The 21897-nt window shown below is 53.4% G+C and carries 15 protein-coding genes and 5 tRNA genes; 19 read left to right on the plus strand and 1 reads right to left on the minus strand.

The features are described from left to right. Positions 1–66: 66 nt before the first annotated feature. From KGP25_RS01335 to dppF, 6 genes are all read left to right on the plus strand, one after another. Positions 67–143: transfer RNA gene (locus KGP25_RS01335), tRNA-Pro, on the plus strand. A gap of 620 nt (positions 144–763) precedes the next feature. Next, positions 764–2371: a dipeptide ABC transporter periplasmic-binding protein DppA gene (dppA, locus tag KGP25_RS01340; protein WP_223539859.1), complete on the plus strand. Its 1608-nt coding sequence runs from the start codon at positions 764–766 to the stop codon at positions 2369–2371. A gap of 177 nt (positions 2372–2548) precedes the next feature. Beyond that, complete coding sequence (gene dppB / locus KGP25_RS01345; RefSeq protein ID WP_008502770.1) at positions 2549–3568, plus strand: dipeptide ABC transporter permease DppB; 1020 nt, start codon at positions 2549–2551, stop codon at positions 3566–3568. A gap of 9 nt (positions 3569–3577) precedes the next feature. Then, the gene (gene dppC, locus KGP25_RS01350) at positions 3578–4480 is read left to right on the plus strand and encodes a dipeptide ABC transporter permease DppC (RefSeq protein ID WP_008502771.1); all 903 of its coding nucleotides are present in this window, start codon (positions 3578–3580) and stop codon (positions 4478–4480) included. Between the two features lie 10 nt (positions 4481–4490). After that, positions 4491–5474 (plus strand): dipeptide ABC transporter ATP-binding protein, encoded by a 984-nt coding sequence (gene dppD, locus KGP25_RS01355; RefSeq protein ID WP_047746334.1) that lies wholly within the window; start codon positions 4491–4493, stop codon positions 5472–5474. Then, positions 5471–6484 carry a dipeptide ABC transporter ATP-binding subunit DppF gene (gene dppF, locus KGP25_RS01360; protein ID WP_008502773.1) on the plus strand — a complete coding sequence of 338 codons (1014 nt, stop codon included), beginning with the start codon at positions 5471–5473 and terminating at the stop codon, positions 6482–6484. Before dppD ends, dppF begins: the two co-directional genes overlap by 4 nt. A gap of 43 nt (positions 6485–6527) precedes the next feature. Here dppF and coaA read toward each other — a convergent pair whose 3' ends face one another. Next, on the minus strand, positions 6528–7478 hold the full coding sequence (gene coaA, locus KGP25_RS01365) for a type I pantothenate kinase (RefSeq protein WP_021242480.1): 951 nt from the start codon (positions 7476–7478) through the stop codon (positions 6528–6530). Between the two features lie 317 nt (positions 7479–7795). Here coaA and KGP25_RS01370 point away from each other — a divergent pair. From KGP25_RS01370 to rpoC, 13 genes are all read left to right on the plus strand, one after another. Further along, positions 7796–7871, plus strand: a tRNA-Thr gene (locus KGP25_RS01370). Between the two features lie 8 nt (positions 7872–7879). Next, positions 7880–7964, plus strand: a tRNA-Tyr gene (locus tag KGP25_RS01375). Between the two features lie 117 nt (positions 7965–8081). Further along, positions 8082–8156 (plus strand) — tRNA-Gly (locus KGP25_RS01380). 6 nt (positions 8157–8162) lie between these two features. Continuing rightward, positions 8163–8238 (plus strand) — tRNA-Thr (locus KGP25_RS01385). A 118-nt stretch (positions 8239–8356) separates the two neighbouring features. After that, positions 8357–9541, plus strand: coding sequence for an elongation factor Tu (gene tuf, locus KGP25_RS01390; RefSeq protein ID WP_014830236.1), 1185 nt, complete (start codon positions 8357–8359; stop codon positions 9539–9541). Positions 9542–9770: 229 nt separating this feature from the next. Further along, a complete protein-coding gene (gene secE / locus KGP25_RS01395) occupies positions 9771–10154 on the plus strand; it encodes a preprotein translocase subunit SecE (protein ID WP_003862342.1) in 384 nt (127 codons plus the stop codon). Position 10155: 1 nt separating this feature from the next. After that, positions 10156–10701, plus strand: coding sequence for a transcription termination/antitermination protein NusG (gene nusG / locus KGP25_RS01400; RefSeq protein ID WP_003862341.1), 546 nt, complete (start codon positions 10156–10158; stop codon positions 10699–10701). A 155-nt stretch (positions 10702–10856) separates the two neighbouring features. Beyond that, positions 10857–11285 carry a 50S ribosomal protein L11 gene (gene rplK, locus KGP25_RS01405; RefSeq protein WP_008503452.1) on the plus strand — a complete coding sequence of 143 codons (429 nt, stop codon included), beginning with the start codon at positions 10857–10859 and terminating at the stop codon, positions 11283–11285. 3 nt (positions 11286–11288) lie between these two features. After that, positions 11289–11993: a 50S ribosomal protein L1 gene (rplA, locus tag KGP25_RS01410; RefSeq protein WP_006810530.1), complete on the plus strand. Its 705-nt coding sequence runs from the start codon at positions 11289–11291 to the stop codon at positions 11991–11993. Positions 11994–12284: 291 nt separating this feature from the next. After that, positions 12285–12782 carry a 50S ribosomal protein L10 gene (gene rplJ, locus KGP25_RS01415; protein ID WP_003862338.1) on the plus strand — a complete coding sequence of 166 codons (498 nt, stop codon included), beginning with the start codon at positions 12285–12287 and terminating at the stop codon, positions 12780–12782. A gap of 66 nt (positions 12783–12848) precedes the next feature. Next, a complete protein-coding gene (gene rplL, locus KGP25_RS01420) occupies positions 12849–13214 on the plus strand; it encodes a 50S ribosomal protein L7/L12 (RefSeq protein WP_002445276.1) in 366 nt (121 codons plus the stop codon). Between the two features lie 319 nt (positions 13215–13533). After that, on the plus strand, positions 13534–17562 hold the full coding sequence (gene rpoB / locus KGP25_RS01425) for a DNA-directed RNA polymerase subunit beta (protein WP_045909524.1): 4029 nt from the start codon (positions 13534–13536) through the stop codon (positions 17560–17562). Positions 17563–17638: 76 nt separating this feature from the next. Next, positions 17639–21862 carry a DNA-directed RNA polymerase subunit beta' gene (gene rpoC / locus KGP25_RS01430; RefSeq protein ID WP_045909523.1) on the plus strand — a complete coding sequence of 1408 codons (4224 nt, stop codon included), beginning with the start codon at positions 17639–17641 and terminating at the stop codon, positions 21860–21862. Positions 21863–21897: the final 35 nt, after the last annotated feature.

Consider the following 21897-nt stretch of genomic DNA (forward strand, 5'->3'; position numbering starts at 1 on the left):
TGAATGGCTTTTTGAAAATAAGGGATTGACGGGGGCGCACCTCAGCAGTAAGATGCGCTCCGCATTCGGCGAGTAGCGCAGCTTGGTAGCGCAACTGGTTTGGGACCAGTGGGTCGGAGGTTCGAATCCTCTCTCGCCGACCACATTCTGAAAAGGGCTAACCGCAAGGTTAGCCCTTTTTGCATTATGACCTTACCCCACCAGAGTATCCAAAACGCCTGTTAGACCGGCTTCTCCCTGTCTGTTAACGATTTTGTGACATAATCCATTGTATTTTTTTATATATAGATTGATCTTTTTTCGCGTTGCTTATGGATAACCTCAGCATTTTTCGCTGTGCGTTTTAACGTTCGCGGTATTTAGTGCTCAGATAATCACCATTCTGCAAGAAAATTTACCCATTCTGAATAAAAGTTAATCACTGATTGTGGCGAAATAGGGAGAGAGTTGTGCTGCAACATGGCGAGTAGCATAAATTTCCCTGCTGAAAACTGGCGCTCATGGTTTTTTTAATCTTTGTTTGCGGTTTCTCACACTCAGCGTAAATCCCCGTCACCTGTATTGACGTTTTCACATTCTGTTGACAGATTGTAGGGCATGAGGGGCATTTCAGGGACGATCTGCGCTGCAACTCAAACGCTCTTCTGAAAGGATTCTCCATCCCTTTAACGCCTTCGGGCACCTCCGACCGGACCGGGTAAAAAATAAATAAAGGTCTGGCGGCGTAACACAACAAAGCAAAACATCACATTGGAGCAGAATAATGAGTATTTCCTTGAAGAAGTCAGGGATGCTGAAGCTTGGTCTGAGCCTGGTGGCTATGACCGTGGCAGCAAGCGTACAGGCAAAAACCCTGGTTTACTGTTCTGAAGGCTCGCCGGAAGGCTTTAACCCACAGCTCTTTACCTCTGGTACGACGTACGACGCAAGCTCTGTACCGATCTATAACCGTCTGGTTGAATTCAAAACTGGCACCACGGAAGTGATTCCGGGTCTGGCTGAGAAGTGGGACGTCAGCGAAGACGGTAAAACCTATACCTTCCACCTGCGCCAGGGCGTGAAGTGGCAGGACAGCAAAGATTTCAAACCAACGCGCGACTTTAATGCCGACGACGTTGTGTTCTCCTTCGATCGTCAGAAAAACGCCCAGAACCCGTACCACAAAGTCTCTGGCGGCAGCTATGAATACTTCGAAGGGATGGGCCTGCCGGATCTGATCTCTGAAGTGAAAAAAGTGGACGATAATACCGTTCAGTTCGTGCTGACGCGTCCTGAAGCGCCGTTCCTGGCAGACCTGGCCATGGACTTCGCCTCTATTCTGTCCAAAGAGTACGCGGACAACATGCTGAAAGCCGGTACGCCGGAGAAGGTCGACCTGAACCCAATCGGTACCGGTCCATTCCAGCTGCTGCAGTACCAGAAAGACTCCCGTATTCTGTATAAAGCGTTCGAAGGCTACTGGGGCACCAAGCCGAAGATTGACCGTCTGGTCTTCTCCATCACGCCAGATGCGTCCGTACGTTATGCAAAACTGCAGAAAAACGAATGCCAGGTGATGCCATACCCGAACCCGGCAGACATCGCCCGCATGAAGCAGGACAAGAACATCAACCTGCTGGAGCAGGCTGGCCTGAACGTGGGCTATCTCTCCTTCAACACCGAGAAGAAACCGTTTGATGACGTGAAAGTGCGTCAGGCGCTGACCTACGCGGTGAACAAAGAAGCGATTATCAAGGCGGTTTACCAGGGCGCTGGCGTTGCAGCCAAAAACCTGATCCCACCAACCATGTGGGGCTATAACGACGACGTTAAAGATTACTCCTACGATCCTGAGAAAGCGAAAGCGCTGCTGAAAGAAGCGGGCCAGGATAAAGGCTTCACCGTTGAGCTGTGGGCGATGCCGGTACAGCGTCCGTACAACCCGAACGCACGTCGTATGGCAGAAATGGTTCAGGCTGACTGGGCTAAGATTGGCGTTCAGGCCAAGATTGTGACCTACGAGTGGGGCGAGTACCTGAAGCGCGCCAAAGCGGGTGAGCACCAGGCAGTCATGATGGGCTGGACCGGTGATAACGGGGATCCGGACAACTTCTTCGCCACCCTGTTCAGCTGCGCGGCGGCAAAAGACGGTTCTAACTACTCTCGCTGGTGCTACAAGCCGTTTGAAGACCTGATCCAGCCGGCGCGTGCGACCGACGATCACAACAAACGTATTGAACTGTACAAGCAGGCACAGGTTGTTATGCACGATCAGGCTCCGGCGCTGATTGTGGCTCACTCCACCGTGTACGAATCAGTGCGTAAAGAAGTGAAAGGCTACGTGGTTGATCCACTGGGCAAACACCACTTCGAAAACGTATCGGTTGAATAATTAAAAGCAACGCCAGGCGGCGCTGCGCTTGCACTGGCCTACGGTCTGTAGGTCGGGTAAGCGTAGCGCCACCCGGCAGCAGTGCTTAATTCTCTCTCTGAAAGGAGAGGGAATAAGATTTGTGAGCAATACAGACGTCACGCCACTGGTCGTGCGTCATCAGAGAGAATCCGGGTTATGTTGCAGTTCATCCTCCGACGTCTGGGACTTGTTATCCCCACGTTTATCGGTATCACCCTTCTCACTTTTGCCTTCGTCCATATGATCCCCGGCGACCCGGTAATGATTATGGCGGGCGAGCGTGGTATTTCCCCTGAGCGCCATGCACAGCTGCTGGCTGAACTCGGCCTCGATAAGCCGATGTGGCAGCAGTATCTCCACTATATCTGGGGCGTGCTGCACGGTGATTTAGGGATTTCGTTGAAAAGCCGTCTTCCGGTGTGGGACGAGTTCGTGCCGCGTTTTAAAGCGACACTGGAGCTTGGCGTCTGCGCCATGATTTTCGCCACCGCGGTGGGTATCCCTGTTGGGGTACTGGCTGCCGTCAAGCGTGGCTCTATTTTTGACCATACCGCCGTGGGCCTGGCGCTGACCGGCTACTCCATGCCTATCTTCTGGTGGGGCATGATGCTGATTATGCTGGTCTCGGTGCAGCTAAACCTGACACCGGTCTCCGGGCGCGTCAGCGATATGGTCTTCCTGGACGACTCCAACCCGCTCACCGGTTTTATGCTGATTGATACGGCTATCTGGGGTGAAGAGGGCAACTTCATGGATGCCGTCGCGCATATGATCCTGCCTGCCATGGTGCTGGGCACCATTCCTCTGGCGGTGATCGTCCGTATGACCCGTTCATCGATGCTGGAAGTGCTGGGTGAGGATTACATCCGCACCGCCCGCGCCAAGGGCCTGACGCGTATGCGCGTCATTATCGTCCATGCGCTGCGTAACGCCATGCTGCCGGTAGTGACCGTTATCGGTCTCCAGGTGGGGACGTTGCTGGCGGGGGCGATCCTGACCGAAACCATCTTCTCCTGGCCGGGCCTGGGCCGCTGGCTGATTGACGCGCTGCAGCGCCGTGACTATCCGGTTGTGCAGGGCGGTGTTCTGCTGGTCGCGACGATGATTATCCTCGTCAACCTGCTGGTCGATTTGCTCTACGGCGTGGTGAACCCGCGTATTCGTCATAAGAAGTAAGGGGCCATCATGTCACAGGTTTCTGAAAACAAAGTTGTTGCTGCACCGGTTCCGATGACGCCGATGCAGGAGTTCTGGCACTACTTCAAGCGCAACAAAGGCGCGGTGGTGGGGCTGGTGTATGTCGCTATCATGATCCTGATTGCGGTGTTCGCAAACGTGCTGGCGCCGTATAACCCGGCGGATCAGTTCCGCGATGCGCTGCTCGCCCCGCCTGCCTGGCAGGACGGCGGTAGCCTGGCGCACCTGCTGGGGACCGATGATGTGGGCCGCGATGTGCTGTCGCGTCTGATGTACGGTGCGCGCCTGTCGCTGCTGGTCGGCTGTCTGGTGGTGGTGTTATCCCTGATTATGGGGATCGTACTGGGTCTGGTTGCCGGTTACTTCGGCGGCATTGTTGATAACATCATCATGCGTATCGTCGACATCATGCTGGCGCTGCCAAGCCTGCTGCTGGCGCTGGTGCTGGTGGCGATCTTCGGGCCGTCGATCGGTAACGCCGCCCTGGCGCTGACGTTCGTGGCGCTTCCTCACTACGTGCGTTTAACCCGCGCGGCGGTGCTGGTGGAAGTGAACCGCGACTACGTCACGGCGTCTCGCGTAGCGGGAGCCGGTGCGATGCGCCAGATGTTTGTCAATATCTTCCCGAACTGCCTTGCGCCGCTGATCGTTCAGGCGTCGCTCGGTTTCTCTAACGCCATTCTTGATATGGCCGCTCTTGGCTTCCTGGGCATGGGTGCGCAGCCGCCAACGCCGGAGTGGGGCACCATGCTCTCCGACGTGTTGCAGTTCGCACAAAGCGCCTGGTGGGTTGTCACCTTCCCGGGTCTGGCAATCCTGCTGACGGTGCTGGCATTTAACCTGATGGGTGATGGCCTGCGTGATGCGCTTGATCCCAAACTGAAGCAGTAAGAGGCACGAGATGGCGTTATTAAATGTAGATAAATTATCGGTGCACTTCGGCGATGAAGGCACCCCGTTTCGCGCCGTGGACCGCATCAGCTACAGCGTCAATCAGGGCGAAGTGGTGGGTATCGTTGGGGAGTCCGGTTCCGGTAAGTCAGTGAGCTCGCTGGCGATCATGGGGCTGATTGATTACCCGGGCCGCGTGATGGCGGAAAACCTGCAGTTCAACGGTCAGGACCTGAAGCGCATTTCTGAAAAACAGCGCCGCCAGCTGGTGGGCGCGGAAGTGGCGATGATTTTCCAGGATCCGATGACCAGCCTGAACCCGTGCTACACCGTCGGTTTCCAGATTATGGAAGCGATTAAGGTGCACCAGGGCGGGAATAAGAAAACCCGTCGTCAGCGGGCGATCGATCTGCTGAACCAGGTGGGTATTCCTGACCCGGCTTCGCGTCTGGACGTTTACCCGCACCAGCTTTCCGGCGGGATGAGCCAGCGCGTGATGATCGCCATGGCGATTGCCTGTCGGCCAAAGCTGCTGATTGCGGATGAACCGACGACGGCGCTGGATGTGACCATTCAGGCACAAATCATCGAGCTGCTGCTGGAGCTGCAGCAGAAAGAGAATATGGCGCTGGTGCTGATTACGCACGATCTGGCGCTGGTGGCCGAAGCCGCGCACAAAATCATCGTGATGTATGCCGGCCAGGTGGTCGAGACCGGAAATTCGCACGATATCTTCCGCGCGCCGCGTCACCCGTATACCCAGGCGCTTTTACGCGCGCTGCCGGAGTTTGCTCAGGATAAAGCGCGTCTGGCATCGCTGCCGGGTGTGGTGCCGGGTAAATATGACCGTCCGCAGGGCTGTCTGCTCAATCCGCGCTGTCCGTATGCGACGGACAAATGCCGGACGGAAGAGCCAGAGCTGAACCAGCTGGCTGACGGTCGTCAGTCGAAATGCCACTACCCACTCGATGATGCCGGGAGGCCAACACTATGAGTACGCAACAGGCCACCACGCAACAGCCGCTGTTGCAGGCCATCGACCTGAAAAAATATTACCCGGTGAAAAAGGGACTGTTTGCCCCTGAACGCCTGGTGAAAGCGCTGGACGGCGTCTCCTTTAACCTCGAACGCGGTAAAACGCTGGCGGTGGTGGGAGAGTCAGGCTGCGGGAAATCGACGCTGGGCCGTCTGCTGACGATGATTGAAGTGCCGACCGGCGGTGAACTTTATTATCAGGGCCAGGATCTGCTCAAGCACGATCCGCAGGCGCAGAAGCTGCGTCGCCAGAAAATCCAGATTGTGTTCCAGAACCCGTATGGTTCTTTGAACCCGCGTAAAAAAGTGGGGCAGATTCTGGAAGAACCGCTGCTGATTAACAGCAATCTGAGCAAAGAGCAGCGCCGTGAAAAAGCGCTGGCGATGATGGCGAAGGTCGGCCTCAAAACCGAGCATTACGACCGCTATCCGCATATGTTCTCCGGTGGTCAGCGTCAGCGTATCGCCATCGCACGCGGTCTGATGCTTGACCCGGACGTGGTGATTGCCGACGAGCCGGTGTCGGCGCTCGACGTCTCCGTGCGTGCGCAGGTGCTGAACCTGATGATGGATCTGCAGCAGGAGCTGGGACTCTCTTACGTGTTCATCTCCCACGACCTGTCGGTGGTGGAGCATATTGCCGATGAAGTGATGGTGATGTACCTGGGGCGCTGCGTGGAGAAGGGGACCAAAGACCAGATCTTTAATAACCCTCGCCACCCGTACACCCAGGCGCTGCTGTCCGCGACGCCGCGTCTGAACCCGGACGATCGTCGTGAGCGTATTAAGCTGACGGGAGAGCTGCCAAGCCCGCTGAATCCGCCGCCGGGATGTGCATTCAACGCCCGCTGCAGCCGCCGCTTTGGCCCCTGCACCCAGCTACAGCCGCAGCTGAAGGAGTATGGCGGCCAGCTGGTGGCCTGCTTTGCGGTCGATCAGGATGAAAACGGCGAGAAGCCACACGCATAATGAAAAAAACCGGCGCTAAGCCGGTTTTTTTATGTCTGCTTTATTATTTCCGCAGGCGAATCTGGTCGACGGCGTGCTTCTCGCTCTTGGTGAGGATCAGGCTCGCACGCTCGCGCGTCGGCAGGATGTTCTCTTTGAGATTCACGTAGTTGATCTCATTCCACAGCCCCGTCGCCACATTGATCGCTTCTTCTTCAGAAAGCTGAGCATAGTGGTGGAAATAGGAGTCCGGATCGGTGAACGCCCCTTCGCGGAACTTCAGAAAGCGGTTGATGTACCAGTTCTGCAGCAGGTCTTCCGGCGCATCGACGTAAATAGAGAAATCGACGAAATCCGAGACAAAGACGTGATGCGGATCGTGAGGATAGTCCATGCCGCTTTGCAGCACGTTCAGACCTTCCAGAATGAGAATATCCGGCTGGACCACCGTTTTATCCCCACCCGGGATGCGATCGTAGATCAGGTGCGAATAGACCGGCGCTGTTACGTGAGGCACGCCGGATTTCAGGTCAGAGACAAACTTCACCAGACGGTGCATATCATAAGAGAGCGGGAAGCCTTTCTTCTTCATCAGCCCGCGTTCTTTTAAGACTTCGTTTGGATGCAGGAAGCCGTCGGTTGTGATCAGCTCCACGCTGCGGTGTTCCGGCCAGCGGCTCAACAGCGCCTGCAAAACGCGTGCGGTGGTACTTTTACCCACGGCCACGCTGCCTGCGATACTAATGATATAAGGAATGCGTTGACCGTTCGTCCCGAGAAACTGCTCCAGCACCGCCTGACGACGCAGGTTCGAGCTGATATAGAAGTTAAGCAAGCGAGAGAGGGGGAGATAAATTTCTGCCACCTCTTCAAGGGACAGATCTTCGTTTATCCCTTTTAACCGTGCGATTTCACCTTCCGTCAGCGTCATAGGGACGGAATCACGCAGGGCAGCCCACTGGCTGCGGTTAAAGTGAAGATAAGGCGTCATTAACGTTTGCTCTTTTTTGCTCATAAGCATGCTTCAGTGAGCCAGCGCTACACTGCCGGATCGTGGCTCATCACACAGTTAATTTTGGACAATGGGCAGGAGGTTAACACCAGATGGCAGGAATAATAAGAAAAAAGATGGATAGCGCTGCGTTACGCGGAAGCCGTCACGCTATGGTGTATATAGTGTAAATCACGCGTGCATGTTGATTATTTGACCCGCAATGACTACTTTTACAGCGCTTAGCGCTTCGTTCGCATAAAATGTGAGCGAAAGAACGTTTTATGCAAATTTTTAGTTGCATGACCGCGCAGGTATCCATAGAATGCGCGCTACTTGATGCCGACTTAGCTCAGTAGGTAGAGCAACTGACTTGTAATCAGTAGGTCACCAGTTCGATTCCGGTAGTCGGCACCATCAAGTCCGGTGGGGTTCCCGAGCGGCCAAAGGGAGCAGACTGTAAATCTGCCGTCACAGACTTCGAAGGTTCGAATCCTTCCCCCACCACCACTTTCTGGCAGCGTAAATGCCGCCGGAGCTGGTTGGAAAAATTAGCCAGCTCAAACTGAAAAAGAGAGAAATCTCTTTTTTTGTTACAGAAAGAACTGGGTAGCCGAGTTTCAGGATGCGGGCATCGTATAATGGCTATTACCTCAGCCTTCCAAGCTGATGATGCGGGTTCGATTCCCGCTGCCCGCTCCAATACGTGCTGATATGGCTCAGTTGGTAGAGCGCACCCTTGGTAAGGGTGAGGTCCCCAGTTCGACTCTGGGTATCAGCACCACTTCACTTCTCCTTCCCGTTTCTCTCTGTTTCAATTTTACTGTATTCAACAATTCAGGCATTTCGCCTGGTTGATGTGGTGATATCACCGATTTATCCGTGTCTTAGAGGGACAATCGATGTCTAAAGAAAAGTTTGAACGTACAAAACCGCACGTTAACGTCGGTACTATCGGCCACGTTGACCATGGTAAAACAACGCTGACCGCTGCAATCACTACCGTTCTGGCAAAAACCTACGGTGGTTCTGCTCGTGCATTCGACCAGATCGATAACGCACCAGAAGAAAAAGCTCGTGGTATCACCATCAACACCTCTCACGTTGAGTACGACACCCCGACTCGCCACTACGCACACGTAGACTGCCCAGGCCACGCCGACTATGTTAAAAACATGATCACCGGTGCTGCGCAGATGGACGGCGCGATCCTGGTTGTTGCTGCGACTGACGGCCCAATGCCTCAGACTCGTGAGCACATCCTGCTGGGTCGTCAGGTAGGCGTTCCTTACATCATCGTGTTCCTGAACAAGTGCGACATGGTTGATGACGAAGAGCTGCTGGAACTGGTAGAGATGGAAGTTCGTGAACTGCTGTCTCAGTACGATTTCCCAGGCGACGATACCCCAATCGTTCGTGGTTCTGCTCTGAAAGCGCTGGAAGGCGACGCAGAGTGGGAAGCGAAAATCATCGAACTGGCTGGCTTCCTGGATTCTTACATCCCAGAACCAGAGCGTGCGATTGACAAGCCATTCCTGCTGCCAATCGAAGACGTATTCTCCATCTCCGGTCGTGGTACCGTTGTTACCGGTCGTGTAGAGCGCGGTATCATCAAAGTTGGTGAAGAAGTTGAAATCGTTGGTATCAAAGAGACTGCGAAGTCTACCTGTACTGGCGTTGAAATGTTCCGCAAACTGCTGGACGAAGGCCGTGCTGGTGAGAACGTTGGTGTTCTGCTGCGTGGTATCAAACGTGAAGAAATCGAACGTGGTCAGGTTCTGGCTAAGCCAGGCTCAATCAAGCCACACACCAAGTTCGAATCTGAAGTGTACATCCTGTCCAAAGACGAAGGCGGCCGTCATACTCCGTTCTTCAAAGGCTACCGTCCACAGTTCTACTTCCGTACGACTGACGTGACCGGTACCATCGAACTGCCAGAAGGCGTTGAGATGGTAATGCCAGGCGACAACATCAAGATGGTTGTGACGCTGATCCACCCAATCGCGATGGACGACGGTCTGCGTTTCGCAATCCGTGAAGGTGGCCGTACCGTTGGCGCGGGCGTGGTTGCTAAAGTTCTCGGCTAATTGCTGATAACATTTGACGCAATGCGCAATAAAAGGGCATCATTTGATGCCCTTTTTGCACGCTTTCACGTCAGAACCTGGCTCATCAGTGATTATTTTTGTCATAATCATTGCTGAGACAGGCTCTGCAGAGAGCGTATAATTCGAAAAGCGAATTAGCATTTCGATTTGGTTTGCCTCGCAATCGCGGGGTGAAAATGTTTGTAGAATACTTCTGACAGGTTGGTTTATGAGTGCGAATACCGAAGCTCAAGGGAGCGGGCGCGGCCTGGAAGCGATGAAATGGGTAGTAGTAGCCGTTCTGCTGATCGTAGCGATTGTCGGCAACTACCTTTATCGTGACATGATGCTGCCGCTACGCGCGCTTGCAGTGGTAATTCTGATTGCTGCAGCGGGTGGTGTCGCGCTGTTGACGACGAAAGGCAAAGCGACTGTCGCTTTTGCTCGCGAAGCGCGTACCGAAGTCCGTAAGGTAATTTGGCCGACTCGCCAGGAAACATTGCACACCACGCTGATCGTAGCGGCGGTTACCGCTGTAATGTCACTGATCCTGTGGGGACTGGATGGTATTCTGGTTCGCCTGGTATCCTTTATCACTGGCCTGAGGTTCTGAGATGTCTGAAGCCCCTAAAAAGCGCTGGTACGTCGTTCAGGCGTTTTCCGGTTTTGAAGGCCGCGTAGCAACGTCGCTGCGTGAGCATATCAAATTACACAACATGGAAGAGTTATTTGGCGAAGTTATGGTTCCGACCGAAGAAGTGGTCGAGATCCGTGGCGGCCAGCGTCGCAAAAGCGAACGCAAATTCTTCCCGGGTTACGTGCTGGTTCAGATGGTGATGAACGACGCGAGCTGGCACCTGGTGCGCAGCGTACCGCGCGTGATGGGCTTTATCGGCGGCACGTCTGACCGTCCGGCGCCAATCAGCGACAAAGAAGTGGATGCGATTATGAACCGCCTGCAGCAGGTTGGTGATAAGCCGCGTCCGAAAACGCTGTTTGAACCGGGTGAAATGGTGCGTGTTAATGACGGTCCGTTTGCTGACTTTAACGGCGTCGTTGAAGAAGTGGACTACGAGAAGTCCCGCCTGAAAGTTTCTGTATCTATCTTCGGTCGTGCGACCCCGGTAGAACTGGACTTTGCTCAGGTCGAAAAAGCCTAAGCAGCGATCAAAAAAGCGACGATTTAATCGTTGCACAGGGCGCGAGATTGGAATACAATTTCGCGCCTTTTGTTTTTATGGGCCCGGCCCGTAAAACGAATTTTATTCACGGGGAGCCTCACTGAGGCGCTATTACCCAATCAGAGGATTTTAGAATGGCTAAGAAAGTACAAGCCTACGTCAAGCTGCAGGTTGCAGCTGGTATGGCGAACCCAAGTCCACCAGTTGGTCCAGCTCTGGGTCAGCAGGGTGTGAACATCATGGAATTCTGTAAAGCGTTCAACGCAAAAACTGAATCCCTGGAAAAAGGTCTGCCAATCCCAGTCGTAATCACTGTTTACGCTGACCGTTCTTTCACTTTCGTTACCAAAACCCCTCCAGCAGCAGTTCTGCTGAAGAAAGCGGCTGGTATCAAGTCTGGTTCCGGTAAACCGAACAAAGACAAAGTGGGTAAAATTTCCCGCGCTCAGCTGCAGGAAATCGCGCAGACCAAAGCTGCCGACATGACTGGTGCCGACATTGAAGCGATGACTCGCTCAATCGAAGGTACTGCACGTTCCATGGGCCTGGTAGTGGAGGACTAAGAAATGGCTAAACTGACCAAGCGCATGTCCGTGATCCGTGACAAAGTTGATGCGACCAAACAGTACGACATCAACGAAGCTATCGCTCTGCTGAAAGAACTGGCAACTGCTAAGTTCGTTGAAAGCGTTGACGTTGCCGTTAACCTGGGCATCGACGCGCGTAAATCTGATCAGAACGTTCGTGGCGCAACTGTACTGCCACACGGTACTGGCCGTTCCGTTCGTGTAGCTGTATTTGCTCAGGGTGCAAACGCTGAAGCTGCTAAAGCTGCCGGCGCTGAACTGGTAGGTATGGAAGATCTGGCTGATCAGATCAAGAAAGGCGAAATGAACTTTGACGTTGTTATTGCTTCTCCAGATGCAATGCGCGTTGTTGGCCAGCTGGGCCAGGTTCTGGGTCCACGCGGCCTGATGCCAAACCCGAAAGTGGGTACTGTAACGCCTAACGTTGCTGAAGCGGTTAAGAACGCTAAAGCAGGTCAGGTTCGTTATCGTAACGACAAAAACGGCATCATCCACACCACCATCGGTAAAGTGGACTTTGACGCTGACAAACTGAAAGAAAACCTGGAAGCTCTGCTGGTTGCGCTGAAAAAAGCAAAACCAACTCAGGCGAAAGGCGTGTACATCAAGAAAGTTAGCATCTCCACCACCATGGGTGCAGGTGTTGCAGTTGACCAGGCTGGCCTGAGCGCTGCTGCAAACTAATGCCTTTACGTGGGCGGTGATTTTGTCTACAATCTTACCCCCACGTTTGCTAACAAAAGTTAGCGGCTAAAAGATTTGTTCGTTGGAGCCTGGCCTAATCCAGGCCTCCGTCGAAGACCGCAGGTGTTTCGCAAGAGACTTAATCCCCTGCGTAGACGGTGACAGAACGCTAAGATTATTTTTGGATACTCTGGCTTGTTTCTGCTCACCGTATTAAGACGCTCTTTCCGTTGGGAAGAGTGAAGTGAGTTCCGGAACATGAGTTCCGGCAAACATCCAGGAGCAAAGCTAATGGCTTTAAATCTTCAAGACAAACAAGCGATTGTTGCTGAAGTCAGCGAAGTAGCCAAAGGCGCGCTGTCTGCAGTAGTTGCGGATTCCCGTGGCGTTACTGTAGACAAAATGACTGAACTGCGTAAAGCAGGTCGTGAAGCTGGCGTATACATGCGTGTTGTTCGTAACACCCTGCTGCGCCGCGTAGTTGAAGGTACTCAGTTCGAGTGCCTGAAAGACACGTTTGTTGGTCCGACCCTGATTGCATACTCTATGGAACACCCGGGCGCTGCTGCTCGTCTGTTCAAAGAGTTCGCGAAAGCGAATGCAAAATTTGAGGTCAAAGCTGCAGCCTTTGAAGGTGAGTTGATCCCGGCATCGCAAATCGATCGCCTGGCAACCCTGCCGACCTACGAAGAAGCAATTGCACGCCTGATGGCAACCATGAAAGAAGCTGCGGCTGGCAAACTGGTTCGCACTCTGGCTGCTGTACGCGATGCGAAAGAAGCTGCTTAATCGCAGTTATCTTTATAAAGCATTTGCTTACGTATAAACTTATTCTGATTTTCAGGAACAATTTAAATGTCTATCACTAAAGATCAAATCATTGAAGCAGTAGCAGCTATGTCCGTAATGGACGTTGTAGAGCTGGTTTCTGCAATGGAAGAAAAATTCGGTGTTTCTGCTGCTGCTGCTGTAGCTGTAGCTGCGGGCCCGGCTGAAGCTGCTGAAGAAAAAACTGAATTCGACGTAATTCTGAAAGCTGCTGGCGCGAACAAAGTTGCTGTTATCAAAGCAGTACGTGGCGCAACTGGCCTGGGTCTGAAAGAAGCTAAAGACCTGGTAGAATCTGCTCCAGCTGCGCTGAAAGAAGGCGTGAGCAAAGACGACGCAGAAGCACTGAAAAAATCTCTGGAAGAAGCTGGCGCTGAAGTTGAAGTTAAATAAGCCAACTTTTCTGGTTGCAGCCTAAGTCATTAGGCTGATGGCTGGTGACTTTTTAGTCACCAGCCTTTTTGCGCTGTAAGGCATCAGTAGCATTTCACACTGTTTGACTGCTGATTGTCCTGACAATGCATGTTTCTATCGACGACTTAATATATTGCGACAGGGTGCTCGCTCTGTGTAAATCGCGACGAAATGATTTAAGCGTGATAGCAACAGGTATTGCGGAAAGTATTCAATTTTCCGGTCCACAAAATGGTGTTGCACAAACTGTCCCTTCGTCGGACAGATGGGTCGACTTGTCAGCGAGCTGAGGAACCCTATGGTTTACTCCTATACCGAGAAAAAACGTATTCGTAAGGATTTTGGTAAACGTCCACAAGTTCTGGACATTCCATATCTCCTTTCTATCCAGCTTGACTCGTTCCAGAAGTTTATCGAGCAAGATCCTGAAGGGCAGTACGGTCTGGAAGCAGCCTTCCGCTCCGTGTTCCCGATTCAGAGCTACAGCGGTAACTCCGAGCTGCAGTACGTCAGCTACCGCCTTGGCGAACCGGTGTTTGACGTTCAGGAATGTCAGATCCGTGGCGTGACCTATTCCGCACCGCTGCGCGTAAAACTGCGTCTGGTGATCTACGAGCGCGAAGCGCCGGAAGGCACCGTAAAAGACATTAAAGAACAAGAAGTCTACATGGGTGAAATTCCACTCATGACTGACAACGGTACTTTCGTTATCAACGGTACTGAGCGTGTTATCGTTTCCCAGCTGCATCGTAGCCCGGGCGTCTTCTTCGACAGCGATAAAGGTAAAACACACTCTTCCGGTAAAGTACTGTATAACGCACGCATCATTCCTTACCGTGGTTCCTGGCTGGACTTCGAGTTCGATCCAAAAGACAACCTGTTTGTCCGTATCGACCGTCGTCGTAAACTGCCTGCAACCATCATTCTGCGTGCACTGAACTATACCACTGAGCAGATCCTGGACCTGTTCTTTGAGAAAGTGATCTTTGAAATCCGCGACAACAAGCTGCAGATGGAGCTGGTGCCGGAACGTCTGCGTGGTGAGACCGCGTCGTTCGACATCGAAGCCGACGGCAAAGTGTATGTGGAAAAAGGTCGCCGTATCACCGCGCGCCACATCCGCCAGCTGGAAAAAGATGATATCAAACACATCGAAGTTCCGGTTGAATACATTGCAGGAAAAGTAGCCGCGAAAGATTACGTTGATGAATCAACTGGCGAGCTGATCTGCCCGGCGAACATGGAGCTGAGCCTGGATCTGCTGGCTAAGCTGAGTCAGGCTGGCCACAAACGTATCGAAACGCTGTTTACCAACGATCTGGACCACGGTCCGTACATCTCTGAGACTGTACGCGTCGACCCAACGACCGATCGTCTGAGTGCGCTGGTTGAAATCTACCGCATGATGCGTCCTGGTGAGCCACCAACTCGCGAAGCGGCGGAAAGCCTGTTCGAGAATCTGTTCTTCTCCGAAGACCGCTACGATCTGTCTGCGGTTGGTCGTATGAAGTTCAACCGTTCTCTGCTGCGCGACGAAATTGAAGGTTCCGGTATCCTGAGCAAAGACGACATCATCGAAGTGATGAAGAAGCTCATCGATATCCGTAACGGTAAAGGCGAAGTGGACGATATCGACCACCTCGGCAACCGTCGTATCCGTTCCGTCGGCGAAATGGCGGAAAACCAGTTCCGCGTTGGCCTGGTGCGTGTAGAGCGTGCGGTGAAAGAGCGTCTGTCTCTGGGCGATCTGGATACCCTGATGCCTCAGGATATGATCAACGCCAAGCCGATTTCTGCAGCAGTGAAAGAGTTCTTTGGTTCCAGCCAGCTGTCTCAGTTCATGGACCAGAACAACCCGCTGTCTGAGATTACGCACAAACGTCGTATCTCTGCACTCGGCCCAGGCGGTCTGACCCGTGAACGTGCAGGCTTTGAAGTTCGAGACGTACACCCGACGCACTACGGTCGCGTATGTCCAATCGAAACGCCTGAAGGTCCAAACATCGGTCTGATCAACTCCCTGTCCGTGTACGCACAGACGAACGAATACGGTTTCCTTGAGACGCCGTACCGTAAAGTGACTGACGGTGTTGTAACCGACGAAATTCACTACCTGTCTGCTATCGAAGAAGGCAACTACGTTATCGCTCAGGCGAACTCCAACCTGGATGACGAAGGCCACTTTGTAGAAGATCTGGTGACCTGCCGTAGCAAAGGCGAATCCAGCTTGTTCAGCCGCGACCAGGTTGACTACATGGACGTATCCACCCAGCAGGTGGTATCCGTCGGTGCGTCCCTGATCCCGTTCCTGGAACACGATGACGCCAACCGTGCATTGATGGGTGCGAACATGCAACGTCAGGCCGTTCCAACTCTGCGCGCTGATAAGCCGCTGGTTGGTACCGGTATGGAACGTGCTGTTGCCGTTGACTCCGGTGTTACTGCAGTTGCTAAGCGTGGCGGTACCGTTCAGTACGTCGACGCATCCCGTATCGTTATCAAAGTTAACGAAGACGAGATGTATCCGGGCGAAGCAGGTATCGACATTTATAACCTGACCAAATACACCCGTTCTAACCAGAACACCTGTATCAACCAGATGCCTTGCGTATCTCTGGGTGAGCCAGTTGAGCGCGGCGACGTGCTGGCAGACGGTCCGTCCACCGACCTCGGTGAACTGGCGCTCGGTCAGAACATGCGCGTAGCGTTCATGCCGTGGAACGGTTACAACTTCGAAGACTCCATCCTCGTCTCCGAGCGTGTGGTTCAGGAAGATCGTTTCACCACCATCCACATTCAGGAACTGGCATGTGTGTCCCGTGACACCAAGCTGGGGCCAGAAGAGATCACCGCTGACATCCCTAACGTGGGTGAAGCTGCGCTCTCCAAACTGGATGAATCCGGTATCGTTTACATCGGTGCGGAAGTGACCGGCGGCGACATTCTGGTAGGTAAGGTTACGCCTAAAGGTGAAACCCAGCTGACGCCAGAAGAGAAACTGCTGCGTGCCATCTTCGGTGAGAAAGCGTCTGACGTTAAAGACTCTTCTCTGCGCGTACCAAACGGTGTTTCCGGTACGGTTATCGACGTTCAGGTCTTCACTCGTGACGGCGTTGAGAAAGATAAGCGTGCGCTGGAAATCGAAGAGATGCAGCTCAAACAGGCTAAGAAAGACCTGTCTGAAGAACTGCAGATCCTCGAAGCGGGTCTGTTCAGCCGTATCTATGCGGTGCTGGTTGCCGGTGGCGTTGAAGCTGAGAAGCTCGACAAACTGCCACGCGATCGCTGGCTGGAACTGGGCCTGACCGACGAAGAGAAACAAAATCAGCTGGAACAGCTGGCTGAGCAGTATGACGAACTGAAACACGAGTTCGAGAAAAAACTCGAAGCGAAACGCCGCAAAATCACTCAGGGCGACGATCTGGCACCAGGCGTGCTGAAGATTGTTAAGGTGTATCTGGCTGTTAAACGTCAGATCCAGCCTGGTGATAAGATGGCAGGTCGTCACGGTAACAAGGGTGTTATCTCTAAGATCAACCCGATCGAAGATATGCCGCACGATGCTAACGGTACGCCGGTAGATATCGTACTGAACCCACTGGGCGTACCGTCTCGTATGAACATTGGTCAGATCCTGGAAACTCACCTGGGTATGGCTGCGAAAGGCATCGGCGACAAGATTAACGCCATGCTGAAACAGCAGCAGGAAGTCGCGAAACTGCGCGAATTCATCCAGCGTGCCTACGATCTGGGTACCGACGTGCGTCAGAAAGTCGACCTGAACACCTTCAGCGATGAAGAAGTGCTGCGTCTGGCAGAGAACCTGCGCAAAGGTATGCCAATTGCAACGCCGGTATTCGACGGTGCAAAAGAAGCTGAAATTAAAGAGCTGCTGCAACTGGGTGGTCTGCCAACGTCTGGTCAGATTACGCTGTTTGACGGCCGTACCGGTGAACAGTTCGAACGTCCGGTAACCGTAGGTTACATGTACATGCTGAAACTGAACCACCTGGTCGACGACAAGATGCACGCTCGTTCTACCGGTTCTTACAGCCTGGTTACTCAGCAGCCGCTGGGTGGTAAGGCACAGTTCGGTGGTCAGCGCTTCGGGGAGATGGAAGTGTGGGCGCTGGAAGCATACGGCGCGGCATACACCCTGCAGGAAATGCTCACCGTTAAGTCTGATGACGTGAACGGTCGTACCAAGATGTATAAAAACATCGTGGACGGCAACCATCAGATGGAACCGGGCATGCCAGAATCCTTCAACGTACTGTTGAAAGAGATTCGTTCGCTGGGTATCAACATCGAACTGGAAGACGAGTAATTCTCGCTCAAACAGGTCACTGGTGCCGGGTTAATCCCCGGCACCGGATTGTGCTAACTCCGACGGGAGCAAATCCGTGAAAGATTTATTAAAGTTTCTGAAAGCGCAGACTAAAACCGAAGAGTTTGATGCGATCAAAATTGCTCTGGCTTCGCCAGACATGATCCGTTCATGGTCTTTCGGTGAAGTTAAAAAGCCGGAAACCATCAACTACCGTACGTTCAAACCTGAGCGTGACGGCCTTTTCTGTGCGCGTATTTTCGGGCCAGTAAAAGATTACGAGTGCCTGTGCGGTAAGTACAAGCGCCTGAAACACCGTGGTGTGATCTGTGAGAAGTGCGGCGTTGAAGTGACCCAGACCAAAGTACGCCGTGAGCGTATGGGCCACATCGAGCTGGCGTCTCCGACTGCTCACATCTGGTTCCTGAAATCCCTGCCGTCCCGTATCGGTCTGCTGCTGGATATGCCGCTGCGTGATATCGAACGTGTTCTGTACTTCGAATCTTATGTGGTTATCGAAGGCGGGATGACGAACCTGGAACGTCATCAGATCCTGACTGAAGAGCAGTATCTGGACGCGCTGGAAGAGTTCGGTGACGAATTCGACGCGAAGATGGGTGCGGAAGCTATTCAGGCCCTGCTGAAGAGCATGGATCTGGAGCAAGAGTGCGAGCAGCTGCGTGAAGAGCTGAACGAAACCAACTCCGAAACCAAGCGTAAAAAGCTGACCAAGCGTATCAAACTGCTGGAAGCGTTCGTTCAGTCTGGTAACAAGCCAGAGTGGATGATCCTGACCGTTCTGCCGGTTCTGCCGCCAGATCTGCGTCCACTGGTTCCGCTGGATGGTGGTCGTTTCGCAACGTCCGATCTGAACGATCTGTATCGTCGCGTGATCAACCGTAACAACCGTCTGAAACGTCTGCTGGATCTGGCTGCGCCGGACATCATCGTACGCAACGAAAAACGTATGCTGCAGGAAGCGGTAGATGCCCTGCTGGATAACGGTCGTCGTGGCCGTGCGATCACCGGTTCTAACAAACGTCCTCTGAAATCTTTGGCCGACATGATCAAAGGTAAACAGGGTCGTTTCCGTCAGAACCTGCTCGGTAAGCGTGTTGACTACTCCGGTCGTTCTGTAATCACCGTAGGTCCATACCTGCGTCTGCATCAGTGCGGTCTGCCGAAGAAAATGGCACTGGAGCTGTTCAAACCATTCATCTACGGCAAGCTGGAACTGCGTGGCCTGGCCACCACCATCAAAGCCGCGAAGAAAATGGTTGAGCGTGAAGAAGCTGTCGTTTGGGATATCCTGGACGAAGTGATCCGCGAACACCCGGTACTGCTGAACCGTGCACCAACCCTGCACCGTCTGGGTATCCAGGCATTTGAGCCGGTCCTGATCGAAGGTAAAGCTATCCAGCTGCACCCGCTGGTTTGTGCGGCATATAACGCCGACTTCGATGGTGACCAGATGGCTGTTCACGTACCGCTGACGCTGGAAGCCCAGCTCGAAGCGCGTGCGCTGATGATGTCTACCAACAACATCCTGTCTCCAGCGAACGGTGAGCCAATCATTGTTCCTTCTCAGGACGTTGTACTGGGTCTGTACTACATGACCCGTGACTGTGTTAACGCCAAAGGCGAAGGCATGGTGCTGACTGGCCCGAAAGAAGCTGAGCGTATTTATCGCGCTGGCCTGGCCTCTCTGCATGCGCGCGTTAAAGTGCGTATCACCGAATACGAAAAAGATGCAAACGGCGAATTCGTTGCGAAAACCAGCCTGAAAGACACGACCGTTGGCCGTGCCATTCTGTGGATGATCGTACCGAAAGGTCTGCCTTTCTCCATCGTCAACCAGGCGCTGGGCAAGAAAGCGATCTCCAAAATGCTGAACACCTGTTACCGCATTCTGGGTCTGAAGCCGACCGTTATCTTCGCTGACCAGACAATGTACACCGGCTTTGCGTATGCAGCGCGTTCAGGTGCATCTGTTGGTATCGATGACATGGTCATCCCAGAGAAGAAACACGAGATCATCTCTGAAGCGGAAGCTGAAGTTGCTGAGATCCAGGAGCAGTTCCAGTCTGGTCTGGTTACCGCGGGCGAACGCTACAACAAAGTTATCGATATCTGGGCCGCGGCGAACGATCGTGTATCCAAAGCGATGATGGATAACCTGCAGACCGAAACCGTGATTAACCGTGACGGCGTTGAAGAGCAGCAGGTTTCCTTCAACAGCATTTACATGATGGCCGACTCCGGTGCGCGTGGTTCTGCAGCACAGATTCGTCAGCTGGCAGGTATGCGTGGTCTGATGGCGAAGCCAGATGGCTCCATCATCGAAACGCCAATCACCGCGAACTTCCGTGAAGGTCTGAACGTACTCCAGTACTTCATCTCCACGCACGGTGCGCGTAAAGGTCTGGCGGATACCGCACTGAAAACAGCGAACTCCGGTTATCTGACGCGTCGTCTGGTTGACGTTGCGCAGGACCTGGTTGTGACCGAAGACGATTGTGGCACCCTCGAAGGTATCACCATGACCCCGGTTATCGAGGGTGGTGATGTTAAAGAGCCACTGCGCGATCGCGTTCTGGGTCGTGTAACCGCGGAAGACATTCTGAAGCCGGGCACGGCAGACATTCTGGTTCCACGCAACACGCTGCTGCATGAGCACTGGTGTGACCTGCTGGAAGCAAACTCTGTTGACTCCGTGAAAGTCCGTTCCGTTGTATCCTGTGACACCGACTTTGGTGTATGTGCACACTGCTACGGTCGTGACCTGGCGCGTGGCCACATCATCAACAAAGGTGAAGCCATCGGCGTTATCGCGGCACAGTCCATCGGTGAGCCGGGTACACAGCTGACGATGCGTACGTTCCACATCGGTGGTGCGGCATCTCGTGCGGCTGCTGAATCCAGCATCCAGGTGAAAAACAAAGGTAGCATCAAGCTCAGCAACGCGAAGTCGGTTGTGAACTCCAGCGGTAAACTGGTTATCACTTCCCGTAACACCGAGCTGAAGCTGATCGACGAATTCGGTCGTACCAAAGAGAGCTATAAAGTGCCTTACGGTGCGGTTATGGCGAAAGGTGATGGCGAGCAGGTTGCCGGCGGTGAAACCGTTGCAAACTGGGATCCACACACCATGCCGGTTATCACCGAAGTAAGTGGTTTCATCCGCTTCACTGACATGATTGACGGCCAGACCATTACTCGTCAGACAGACGAGCTGACCGGTCTGTCTTCTCTGGTGGTTCTGGATTCTGCTGAACGTACTACTGGTGGTAAAGATCTGCGTCCTGCACTGAAAATCGTTGATGCTCAGGGTAACGACGTTCTGATCCCGGGTACAGATATGCCTGCGCAGTACTTCCTGCCGGGTAAAGCGATTGTACAGCTGGAAGATGGCGTACAGATCAGCTCTGGTGACACCCTGGCGCGTATTCCTCAGGAATCCGGCGGTACCAAGGACATCACCGGTGGTCTGCCACGCGTTGCGGATCTGTTCGAAGCGCGTCGTCCGAAAGAGCCTGCAATCCTGGCTGAAATCAGCGGTATCATCTCCTTCGGTAAAGAGACCAAAGGTAAACGCCGTCTGGTTATCACGCCAGTAGATGGCAGCGAACCGTACGAAGAGATGATTCCTAAGTGGCGTCAGCTCAACGTGTTCGAAGGTGAACGTGTAGAACGTGGTGACGTGGTTTCCGATGGTCCAGAAGCACCGCACGACATTCTGCGTCTTCGTGGAGTACACGCGGTAACGCGTTACATCACCAACGAAGTACAGGACGTTTACCGTCTGCAGGGCGTTAAGATTAACGATAAGCACATTGAAGTTATCGTTCGTCAGATGCTGCGTAAAGCAACCATCGAAAACGCGGGCAGCTCCGAGTTCCTGGAAGGCGAGCAGGTTGAATACTCACGCGTCAAGATCGCTAACCGCGAACTGGAAGCGAACGGCAAAATCGGTGCGACCTTCTCGCGCGATCTGCTGGGTATCACCAAAGCGTCTCTGGCAACCGAGTCCTTCATCTCTGCAGCATCGTTCCAGGAAACGACTCGTGTCCTGACCGAAGCCGCTGTTGCAGGTAAACGTGATGAACTGCGCGGTCTGAAAGAGAACGTTATCGTGGGTCGTCTGATCCCGGCTGGTACCGGTTATGCGTACCATCAGGATCGTATGCGTCGTCGTGCTGCGGGCGAACTGCCAGCTGCACCGCAGGTGACTGCTGAAGATGCATCCGCGAGCCTGGCAGAACTGCTGAACGCAGGTCTGGGTGGTTCCGACAACGAGTAATCGTTGAGCCGCTAATAAAAAACCCGCCTCGGCGG

Origin of the sequence: Enterobacter sp. JBIWA003 (assembly GCF_019968825.1) — a bacterium.
Classification (GTDB): domain Bacteria; phylum Pseudomonadota; class Gammaproteobacteria; order Enterobacterales; family Enterobacteriaceae; genus Enterobacter; species Enterobacter quasiroggenkampii.